The organism is Streptomyces sp. RP5T (genome assembly GCF_003933965.1).
In the GTDB taxonomy this organism is placed as follows: Bacteria; Actinomycetota; Actinomycetes; order Streptomycetales; family Streptomycetaceae; genus Streptomyces.
The window spans coordinates 1-9984 of sequence record NZ_RSAJ01000305.1; the positions used below are offsets into that span (position 1 = coordinate 1).

Annotated in this window: 11 protein-coding genes; 6 read left to right on the forward strand and 5 right to left on the reverse strand. The window is 71.5% G+C overall.

Annotation, left to right across the window (positions count from 1 at the left end; translation table 11 throughout):
* The 4 genes from EHS43_RS27180 to EHS43_RS27195 all read left to right on the forward strand — a co-directional run.
* On the forward strand, positions 1-901 hold a 901-nt coding region (locus EHS43_RS27180; RefSeq protein ID WP_185806430.1), incomplete at its 5' end, for an N-acetylmuramoyl-L-alanine amidase.
* A gap of 86 nt (positions 902-987) precedes the next feature.
* Entirely contained in the window at positions 988-1827 is an 840-nt protein-coding gene (locus EHS43_RS27185) for a DUF5336 domain-containing protein (RefSeq protein WP_125193385.1), read from the forward strand.
* Positions 1828-1931: 104 nt separating this feature from the next.
* Positions 1932-2942 carry an LLM class F420-dependent oxidoreductase gene (locus tag EHS43_RS27190; RefSeq protein WP_125193386.1) on the forward strand — a complete coding sequence of 337 codons (1011 nt, stop codon included), beginning with the start codon at positions 1932-1934 and terminating at the stop codon, positions 2940-2942.
* A 40-nt stretch (positions 2943-2982) separates the two neighbouring features.
* Positions 2983-3276 carry a hypothetical protein gene (locus EHS43_RS27195; protein WP_125193387.1) on the forward strand — a complete coding sequence of 98 codons (294 nt, stop codon included), beginning with the start codon at positions 2983-2985 and terminating at the stop codon, positions 3274-3276.
* A gap of 96 nt (positions 3277-3372) precedes the next feature.
* Here the strand turns inward: EHS43_RS27195 and EHS43_RS27200 are convergent, their stop codons facing one another.
* Genes EHS43_RS27200 through EHS43_RS27210 form a run of 3 tightly spaced genes read right to left on the reverse strand, consistent with a single transcriptional unit; the run spans position 3373 to position 6568 of the window.
* The gene (locus EHS43_RS27200) at positions 3373-4443 is read right to left on the reverse strand and encodes a prenyltransferase (protein WP_125193388.1); all 1071 of its coding nucleotides are present in this window, start codon (positions 4441-4443) and stop codon (positions 3373-3375) included.
* A complete protein-coding gene (locus EHS43_RS27205; protein WP_125193389.1) occupies positions 4440-5174 on the reverse strand; it encodes a class I SAM-dependent methyltransferase in 735 nt (244 codons plus the stop codon). Before EHS43_RS27205 ends, EHS43_RS27200 begins: the two co-directional genes overlap by 4 nt.
* Positions 5168-6568, reverse strand: coding sequence for a glycosyltransferase family 4 protein (locus tag EHS43_RS27210; RefSeq protein WP_125193390.1), 1401 nt, complete (start codon positions 6566-6568; stop codon positions 5168-5170). Before EHS43_RS27210 ends, EHS43_RS27205 begins: the two co-directional genes overlap by 7 nt.
* 226 nt (positions 6569-6794) lie before the next feature.
* Between EHS43_RS27210 and EHS43_RS27215 the strand changes: the two genes are divergently transcribed.
* Complete coding sequence (locus EHS43_RS27215; RefSeq protein WP_185806431.1) at positions 6795-7430, forward strand: TetR family transcriptional regulator; 636 nt, start codon at positions 6795-6797, stop codon at positions 7428-7430.
* A 129-nt stretch (positions 7431-7559) separates the two neighbouring features.
* Here EHS43_RS27215 and EHS43_RS27220 read toward each other — a convergent pair whose 3' ends face one another.
* Complete coding sequence (locus tag EHS43_RS27220) at positions 7560-7832, reverse strand: ferredoxin (protein WP_125193391.1); 273 nt, start codon at positions 7830-7832, stop codon at positions 7560-7562.
* Between the two features lie 4 nt (positions 7833-7836).
* Positions 7837-9294: an aldehyde dehydrogenase gene (locus tag EHS43_RS27225; protein WP_125193392.1), complete on the reverse strand. Its 1458-nt coding sequence runs from the start codon at positions 9292-9294 to the stop codon at positions 7837-7839.
* 168 nt (positions 9295-9462) lie between these two features.
* On the opposite strand from EHS43_RS27225, the gene EHS43_RS27230 reads away from it, so the two are divergent.
* On the forward strand, positions 9463-9984 hold a 522-nt coding region (locus tag EHS43_RS27230; protein ID WP_125193395.1), incomplete at its 3' end, for an MBL fold metallo-hydrolase.

Consider the following 9984-nt stretch of genomic DNA (forward strand, 5'->3'; position numbering starts at 1 on the left):
GTCGTACGCAGGCCCTGAATTCGGTCACCCCCAGCCCCGCCGTCCCCGGCGCCGCCCGCTGGCCGTCGCTCTCGCCGTGCTCGTGCCGGGCGCCCTGCTCGGGTGGCTGGTCTACGGCGGGGTGAGCGGGGCGGCCGACGGCAACGGGACGGCGGCCGCGGCGAGTCCGCGGGCGAGCGCTCCGCCGACCGCCTCCTCCACCACCGCAGAGGACAAGAAGCCGCTCGGCTCGCTGCACGGCAAGGTCGTCGTCATCGACCCCGGGCACAACCTCACCAACTTCCGGCACCCGGCCGAGATCAACCGCAAGGTCGACATCGGGACGAACCGCAAGGAGTGCGACACCACGGGGACGTCCACCAACTCCGGTTACGCGGAGGCCAAGTTCACCCTCGACGTCGCCCACCGGCTGCGCACCCTGCTGGAGCGGCGGGGCGCGACGGTGAAGCTGACGCAGGACGGCGACCGGCCGTTCGGCCCCTGTGTGGACGAGCGGGCCAGGATCGGCAACGGGGCGAAGGCGGACGCGGTGGTGTCGATCCACGCGGACGGCGCGGGCGCCGGGCAGCGCGGCTACCACGTGATCCTCCCGGGCCGCGTCCACCAGGGCATCGCCGACACCCGCCGGATCGTCGCCCCCTCCGCCGAACTCGGCAGACTGGTCGCGGCCGACTTCGGCCGCGCGACGCACACCGCGCCCTCCAACTACATCGGTCACGGCACCGGCCTCGACACCCGCACCGACCTGGGCGGCCTCAACCTGTCGAAGGTTCCCAAGGTGTTCATCGAGTGCGGCAACATGCGCGACAGCAAGGACGCGGCGCTGCTCACCAGCGGAGCGTGGCGCCAGAAGGCGGCGCAAGGGATCTCTGAGGGAATCGTGAGATTCCTGCGCGGGTGACGATCGGGGCGCGGATCCTGTCGTACGCTCCGCCCGGGCGGACGATAGGGTCTACCGACGACGAGACGACCTACGAAGGACTTGAAGTGAATATCCGCTCCCTCACTCGAGGCGACGGCGTGGTGATCGGTGCAGCGGTGTTGCTGTTCATCGCGTCGTTCCTTGATCTGTACTCGGTCGACGGGGTCTCCGACGACGCCGATCTCCCCAGCGCCTGGGCAAGCGGTCCGGTCGTGATGGGGGTCGTCCTCGCGGGCATCATCGGCGCCGCTCTCGTCGTCGTGTCGCGCGGTCTGCCGCAGCTCCCCAAGCCGGCGGGCATCGACCTCGGCCAGTTCGGCACCGCTTTCACGATCTTCGCCGCTTGGAGCGCGCTCGGGAACGTCTTCGACCCGCTGAGCGCCGCGGACTACGGCTCCAGTTCGAACGCCGTCAGCGCCGGTGTCGGCCTGATCCTCGCTCTCGTCGCCACCGTGGTGATGGCCGCGGCCGCCGTCGCCACCCCCCTCGTCCCCGCCCTCCAGGCCGGCCTGATCCCGGCTCCCAAGCCGCCCCAGCCGCAGCCCTACGGCGCCCAGCCGCCCGGTGGTTACGGCTACCCGGGTGCCCAGCAGCCGGGGCAGCAGGGGCAGCCCGGTCAGCAGCCGTACGGCGGTCAGCCGCAGCCGGGTCAGCCCTTCGGCGCCCAGCCGCAGCCCCAGGCGCAGGCCCCGCAGCCGCCGGCCGCGGAGTTCTCGCCGTTCTGGTTCGCCGTGCCGGTGCCGCGTCCGCTGTTCGCGGAGGACGGTTCGCCGACGCCGATCGCCGAACTCGCCCCGGGTACCTGGTACTTGGCGGTCGAGCAGCGCGGTCCGAGTCTGATCGCGCAGACGCAGGACGGCCGCCGCGGTGTGCTCCAGGACACGAGCGGCATCCAGCGCGGCTGACCCCTGGCAGGTCGTAGTACGGCCCCTCGCCCCTTCCGGGCGGGGGGCCGTTGCCGTACATTCGCGAGCGGTCCCGCAGAACTGACACACCGTCAGGAGGCGTTGTGCGACTCGGCCTTGCACTCGGCTACTGGGGCCGCGGCCCCTCCCCCGACCATGTGCCGCTGGCCCAGGAGGCGGAGCGGCTCGGCTACCACTCGGTGTGGACGGCCGAGTCGTGGGGCTCGGACGTGTTCACCCCGCTCACCTGGATCGCGGCGCGGACGTCGACGATCAGGCTGGGCACGGCGGTCGCGCAGATGGCGGCCCGTTCCCCGACCACGACCGCCATGCACGCCCTCACCCTGGACCATCTCTCCGGGGGGCGGGTCATGCTCGGCCTCGGGCTGTCGGGGCCGCAGGTCGTCGAGGGCTGGTACGGCCGCCCGTTCCCCAAGTCGCCGCTGACCGCGACCCGGGAGTACGTCGACGTCGTACGGCAGGTGCTCAGGCGTGCGGGGCCGGTCGAGGTGGACGGCCGCTTCCACCCGTTGCCGTACCGGGGTGCGGACGGCACGGGGCTGGGCAAGGCGCTCAAGCCGATCACCCATCCCCTGCGCGCCGATCTGCCGATCCTGCTGGGCGCGGAGGGCCCGAGGAACATCGCCCAGACCACCCGGATCGCCGACGGCTGGCTGCCGTTGTACTGGTCGCCGAACCGGCCCGAGGTGTACGAGGCCTCGCTCGCCGAAGCCCCGGAGGGTTTCCTCGTCGCGCCCATGGCGCAGGTGCGGGTGTGCGACGACGTGGCCGAGGGACTGCTGCCGGTGAAGACCATGCTCGGCTTCTACATCGGCGGGATGGGCCACGCGGCCCGCAACTTCCACGCCGACCTGATGGCCCGTATGGGATACGAGGACGAGGCCCGCCGGATCCAGCGGCTGTTCCTCGAAGGCCGTCGCGAGGAGGCGGTGCTCGCGGTGCCGGACGCGTTCGCCGACGAGATCTCCCTGGTCGGTCCGCGCGAACGCATCGCCGAGCGGCTGGAGTCGTGGCGCAAGGGCCCGGTGACGGATCTGCTGGCACTGGCCCCGGACCGCCGGTCGCTGCGGGTGCTGGCGGAGCTCAACGCGTGAGGCCAGGTTTCACCGGAGGATTCCCGGCCATTCGAACACCATGTCCACTCATACGCGCCGTGGTGCCAACTCAGCCGGGACGGTCATAGCGGTCGTCGCCGACATCATGGCCCTCATCCTGGGCCTGTGGATCCTGATGTACCTGCTGGACGCCAACCGAGCGAACGCCTTCGTGCAGTTCATCCACGATGCCGCTCGCTGGCTCGCCGGCTGGTCCTACGACCTCTTCACCTTCGACGAAGCCTGGGCCCGAGTGGTCGCGGGCTACGGACTGGCAGCGGTGGTCTACCTGTTCGTGGGCCACGCGATCGCCAACCGCGCCCACCGGCACTGAGCGCTCCGCCGGTGGTGCCGTCATCGTCTGCGGCGCCGTCGTGGCTGGTCGCGCAGTTCCCCGCGCCCCTTCGGGGCGCTGCCGAACCCCGCGTCCTCAGGCGCAGCAGTCCGGATCCAGCCCCAGTGGCAGACGGTCTCCGCCGAACACCGCGCACGTCGCCTCATGACCACCGAGCGCGGCGACAGCCAGGAGAACGGACCCGGCGGTCCACGTCGTGAGTTCCTGCGGCCAGATCGCCGAGTCCTCGAACACGAACCCCGTCCAATACAGGCCGCTGTCCGCGTCCCGCAGGTGCTGGATCGACTGGAGGATCTCCAGGGCCCGGTCGGACTCGCCCGTGACCCACAGGGCCAGCGCGAGTTCGGCCGACTCCCCGCCCGTCACCCACGGGTTGGGGACGACGCAGCGCACTCCCAGGCCGGGTACGACGAACCGCTCCCAGCCCTCCTCGATACGGGACTTGGCCTCCGCGCCGGTCAACGCCCCGCCCAGGACCGGGTAGTACCAGTCCATGGAGTAGCGGTCCTTGTCGAGGAAGCGTTCGGGGTGCCGGCGGATCGCGTGCCGCAGCGCGCCGAGGGCCAACTCCCAGTCGGGCTGGGCCTCTTCACGCTGTTCGGCGATCGCCAGCGCGCACCGCAGGGCGTGGTGGATGGAGGAGGACCCGGTGAGCAGCCCGTCGGTGACGGGCGTGCCGTCGTCCTCACGCTTCCACCCGATCTGCCCGCCGGGCTGCTGGAGCCCGAGCACGAACTCCGTCGCGGCGTACACCGTCGGCCACATCCGGTCGAGGAAGGTGTCGTCGCCGGTGGACAGGTAGTGGTGCCACACTCCTACGGCTATGTAGGCCACGAAGTTGGTCTCGCGCCCGCGGTCCGTGACGTCGGCGAAGTGCCCGTCCTGGTACGCGGCGTACCAGGACCCGTCCTCGTTCTGGTGCCGGGCCAGCCACTCGTAGGCGCGCTCGGCCGCCTCGTGCTCGCCCGCCGCGTCCAGGGCCATGGCCGCCTCGGTGTGGTCCCAGGGGTCGAGGTGGTGTCCGCGGAACCACGGGATCGCCCCGTCCTCCCGCTGCACGGCCAGGATCCCGGCGACGGTCTCGGCGGCCTGCTCGGCGGTCAGCACCCCGGGCAGGACGAGGTGTTCGGTGCGCGGAGTCGTCACCGCGCGTCCACGGCCGGCAGGTGCGGCTTGGTCGCGTAGGCCACGAAGCTCTTGCCGATCAGCGGGTTCAGCGCCTGCTCGGCGATACGGGTGGCCAGCGGTTTCTTCATGATGTCCCAGACCAGCAGCTTGTGGTACGCCTGCACCGGCAGCGCCTTGTCGTTGTCGACGCCGAACGCGCACTTCAGCCACCAGTACGGGGAGTGCAGGGCGTGCGCGTGGTGGGTGCCGTAGGGCTTCAGGCCGGCCTCGCGGATCTTCGCGAGCAGTTCGTCCGCCTTGTAGATGCGGATGTGGCCGCCCTCGACCTCGTGGTAGGCGTCGGACAGCGCCCAGCAGACCTTCTCGGGGCCGTAGCGCGGGACGGTGACGGCGATCCGGCCGCCGGGCTTGAGCACCCGGACCATCTCGGCGAGCACGCCCTTGTCGTCGGGGATGTGTTCCATCACCTCGGAGATGATCACGACGTCGAAGGACTCGTCGGGGAAGGGCAGGGCCAGCGCGTCGCCCTCCATGGCCGTCGCGGTGGCGCCCTCGGGGGCCTCCCCGGCCTCCTTCATCGCCGCGAACCACTTGGCGACCTCGCGGATTTCGTCGGCGTTCTGGTCCAGGGCCACGACCTGCGCGCCGCGCCGGTAGCACTCGAAGGCGTGCCGGCCGGCCCCGCAGCCGAGGTCCAGCACGCGGTCGCCCGGCGCGAGCGGGAACCTGGAGAAGTCGACGGTCAGCACGTGGCCCTGCTTTCGGGATAGACACCGGTGTCTGGGGTCGAGGGTGCGAACTCGGCACCCGGGGAGGCCGCGGAGCGGCCGGGGAGCGTGGGGGCGGAGCCGGCGATCGCCTCGCGGTACCGGGACACCGTGCCCTCGGCGGCCTTCGCCCAGGTGAACTTCGCCAGTACCCGCTCACGTCCGGCCCGGCCCAGTCGCGCTCTCAGGTCCGGGTCGCCCAGGAGACGGCTCAGCGCCGCCGCGAGGGCGCCGGAGTCCCCCGGCGGTACCGCGAGGCACGTCTCGCCGTCACGGCCGGCGACCTCGGGGATCGCACCGCCCGTCGTGGCGACCAGCGGGGTGCCGGTGGCCATCGCCTCGGCGGCCGGCAGGGAGAAGCCCTCGTAGAGCGACGGCACGCAGGCGACCTCCGCCGAGCGGACCAGGTCGACCAGTTCGGCGTCCGAGATGCCCTTGACGAAGTCGACGGCGCCTTCGAGGCCGTAGCGCTCGATCGCGCCGGCGACCGGGCCCTCCGTGGGCCGCTTGCCCACGACGACCACGTGCGCCCCGGGGTGTTCGGTGCGCACCTTCGCGAGCGCCTCGACGAGGAAGACGAGGCCCTTGAGGGGGACGTCCGCGCTGGAGGTGGTGACGATCCGGCCGGGGACCACCGGCACGGCGGGATCGGGCGAGAACTGGTCCGTGTCGGCGCCGATGTGCACCACGTGGATCCGGTCGTCGCGCACCCCCAGGTGGTCGACGATCTCCTGGCGGGAGGTGCCGGAGACGGTGAGCACCGACGGGAGGCGCCGGGCCACTCTCCGCTGCATGCGGGTGAAGGCGTACCAGCGCCGCTTGGACATCCGCTGCTGCCAGCCGTCGGCCGCGTCCAGCTCCAACTGGCGGTCCACGGTGATGGGGTGGTGGATGGTGGTCACCAGGGGTGCGCCGACGTCGCCCAACAGGCCGTAGCCGAGGGTCTGGTTGTCGTGGACCACGTCGAACTCGCCGCTGCGGGCCCGGAGATGGCGTCGGGCCCGCAGGGAGAAGGTGAGCGGCTCGGGAAAGCCGCCGGTCCACATCGTGGCGACTTCCAGGGCGTCGATCCAGTCGCGGAACTCGTCGCGCCGCGGTGTGCGGAAGGGGTCCGGGGAGCGGTAGAGGTCCAGGCTCGGCAGCTCGGTCAGGCGCAGACCGTCGTAGCCCGGGTCGAGGACCGGGTACGGCTGGGAGCCGATGACCTCGACGCGGTGGCCGAGACGGGCCAGTTCACGCGACAGGTGCCGTACGTAGACGCCCTGGCCGCCGCAGAACGGGTTCCCTTTGTAGGTGAGGAGCGCGATACGGAGCGGTCGCCCGCCGTCGGCGGCCGGGTCCGTCGAGGGCCCGGCCTGACTGGCCTCAGCGGTCACTCTGGGCCCCCTTCTGCCTGCACTGTCCCGCGAGATTACGACGAGACGGTAATCTAGAACAAGTTTCAGACTTGATCGTTCAGGAGGCTCTGAATCTACCGGCAGGTAGGGGTCCTGTGAGCGGTGGATCAGGTGATTCACGCCACGAACGCGGCGACCGCGCCACGGCCCGGCATCCTGCCATGCTGTGTGATCGCGAGCCCTCACGGACTGTCACGGAAGCCAGGTGGACAAGGTGGCCAAGCCGGCCGGAGTGGAAGCCAGTACCGCGCGACCCGCCGCGCCACCGCTGACGGAGCGGCAGGAGGCGCGGCGGCGCCGCATTCTGCACGCGAGCGCGCAGCTGGCGAGCCGCGGCGGGTTCGACGCGGTGCAGATGCGGGAGGTCGCGGAGTCCTCGCAGGTGGCGCTCGGCACCCTCTACCGCTACTTCCCCTCCAAGATCCATCTGCTGGTCGCCACCATGCAGGACCAGCTGGAGCACATGCACGGCACGCTCCGCAAGAAGCCGCCGCAGGGCGAGACGGCGGCCGAGCGGGTCGCGGAGACCCTGATGCGGGCCTTCCGCGCGCTCCAGCGCGAGCCGCACCTGGCCGACGCGATGGTCCGCGCGCTGACCTTCGCGGACCGCAGCGTGAGCCCCGAGGTCGACCAGGTCTCCCACCAGACCACGCTGATCATCCTGGACGCCATGGGACTCAAGGACCCGACGCCCGAGCAGCTCTCCGCGGTCCGCGTCATCGAGCACACCTGGCACTCGGCCCTGATCACCTGGCTCTCGGGCCGCGCCTCCATCGCCCAGGTGAAGATCGACATCGAGACGGTGTGCCGCCTGATCGACCTCACGGAACCCCGCCCCTGACAGCTCGTACGCCGGCACGCGAACGCCCCGCGGGACGGGCTCGCTTCGCCGGTACGGAGCCGGCACGAAAGGCCGCCGCCGGGTTCTCCCGCGGCTCTGCGGCCTCCCGGCCCGCTCCGCTCCCCCGCTCTACTCCTCCGGCGGGAACACCGGCTCCCCGCTTCCGAGGAGCGTGATCATGATGGCCTCCACCGGGCAGTTCTCGGCCGCCGCCAGGACCTTCTCGTTGGCGTCGGTCTCCCGTTCGGCCGGGTGGGACTGACGGGCGGTGTCCAGACGGAAGCCGTCGGGAGCGGTGTGGACGCACTGGGCGGATCCGATGCACAGGGAGCGGTCGACCTCGACGTGCCAGCGGTCGCCCGACCGCACGCCCGCCTCAGCTCGCGCGGGATGTACCTCCATCCGCTCACGCCTCCCAGCCGGCCGGAAGATGGATCATCTTGTGCTCCAGGTACTCGCCGTACCCCTCCGGTCCGAACTCCCTTCCCAGGCCGGAGTTCTTGTAGCCGCCGAAGGGGCCGAGCATGTCGAGGCTGAAGGTGTTGACGGAGTAGGTGCCGGTACGGACCTGGCGGGCCACCTCGATGCCGCGCTCCACGTCGGCCGTCCACACGCTGCCGGAGAGACCGTAGTCCGAGTCGTTGGCGATCTTCACGGCCTCGGACTCGTCGCCGTAGGGCAGCAGGCAGATCACGGGCCCGAAGATCTCCTCGCGCGCGATCCGCATGGAGTTGTCGACGTCCCCGAAGAGCGTCGGCTCCACGTACCAGCCGCGGTCCAGGCCGGCCGGACGCCCGCCGCCGGTGAGGATCTTGGCGCCCTCCTCCTGGCCGATCCTGATGTAGTCGAGGTTGCGGCGCTGCTGGCGTTCGGCGACCAGCGGGCCGACCTGGGTGGCCGGGTCGAGCGGGTCGCCGACGACGAGCGCACCGGCCGCCGCCGCGAGGGCCTCGGCGAACTCGTCGTAGCGGGAGCGGGGCAGCAGGATGCGGGTCTGGGCCACGCAGGCCTGCCCGTTGTTCATCCAGGCCGACGGGACGATCCCGGCGACGGCGGCCTCCACGTCCGCGTCGGGGAGGACCACGGCCGCCGACTTGCCGCCCAACTCCAGCGTCACGCGGGTGAGGTTGCGCGCGGCGACCTCCATCACGCGCTTGCCCGCGCCCACCGAGCCGGTGAAGGAGACCTTGTCGATCCCCGGGTGCCCGACCAGGTACTCGCTGACCTCGCGGTCGGCCGGGAGGATGGACAGCACGCCCTCCGGGAGCCCGGCCTCCTTGGTGATCTCGGCCAGGATGTAGGCGTCCAGCGGCGACTCGGGCGACGGCTTGAGCACCACCGTGCAGCCGGTGAGCAGGGCGGGCGCGAGCTTGGCGGCGGCGACGAACTGCGGGACGTTCCAGGGGACCACGGCGGCCACGACCCCCACCGGCTCACGGCGGACGAGGATGCGGCCGAGGACTCCGTCGCGCCGCTCCTCGTAGGTGAAGTTCCTGGCGACCGTGATCGCCGAGTCCCAGACCATCATCGCGCCGAGGGCCTGCGCGAGGACGCTCCAGGAGTACGGGGAGCCGTTCTCGGAGGAGATCACGCGGGCGATCTCCTCGTGCCGGACCGCGATGGCGTCCTTGATCCTGGTGACGACCTCGATGCGCTCGTCGAGCGTCATCCGCGGCCAGGGGCCCTCGTCGAAGGCGGTGCGGGCGGCGGCGACGGCCGCGTCCACGTCCGCGCGGGAGGCGTGCGGCACCCGTCCGATGACCTCCTGGGTGTGCGGGGAGATCACCTCGATGACGTCCTCGCCCAGGGGGTCGGTCAACTCCCCGCCGATGAACAGCTGTCCGTGTTCCACGAGCTCGGTCATGGCGAACGCCTCCCAGGGGCGGCTTGCTGACGATCCATCAGATACGGAACTGATACCAGTTCCACTCCGAGGAGTCCACGGGCGGTGCGCCGCGCACATTGGTGACCTCGGGCTACCGTCGAAACCCGTTCTAGTTATAGTGACTGGACCGCGGTGATTGGGGAACTCATGGCGCAGGTGCACGACCACGGCGGAGGCGTCCGGTCCGTCCGGGTGCCGATCCCCGACAACCCCCTCGGCCACACGCTCGTGTACGTCGTCGACACCGACCGGGGCCCGGTGCTGGTCGACACCGGCTGGGACGACCCGGCCTCCTGGGACACCCTCGCCGCGGGGCTGACCGCGTGCGGGACCGGCGTAGGCGAGATCCACGGGGTCGTCATCACCCACCACCACCCCGACCACCACGGCCTGTCCGGGCAGGTGCGCGAGACCTCCGGGGCCTGGATCGCCATGCACGCGGCGGACTCGGCGATCGTGCGGCGCACGCGGGAGACCCGGGCCGAGCGCTGGTTCACCTACATGACGGCCAAGCTGGTGGCCGCGGGCGCCCCCGAGGAGCACGTGGCCCCGCTGCGCACCGCCCGCCGCCGCGAACTCCCGGGCTTCTCCCCCGCGTTGCCGGACCGCGAGATCGTCCCCGGCGAACTCCTCGACCTGCCCGGCCGCAGACTCCGCGCGATCTGGACC

Coding starts and splice junctions, on each gene's coding strand:
- EHS43_RS27220 (WP_125193391.1), bottom strand. CDS start 7,832: ATGGAGGTACATCCCGCGCGAGCTGAGGCGGGCGTGCGGTCGGGCGAC.
- EHS43_RS27195 (WP_125193387.1), top strand. CDS start 2,983: ATGTCCACTCATACGCGCCGTGGTGCCAACTCAGCCGGGACGGTCATA.
- EHS43_RS27225 (WP_125193392.1), bottom strand. CDS start 9,294: ATGACCGAGCTCGTGGAACACGGACAGCTGTTCATCGGCGGGGAGTTG.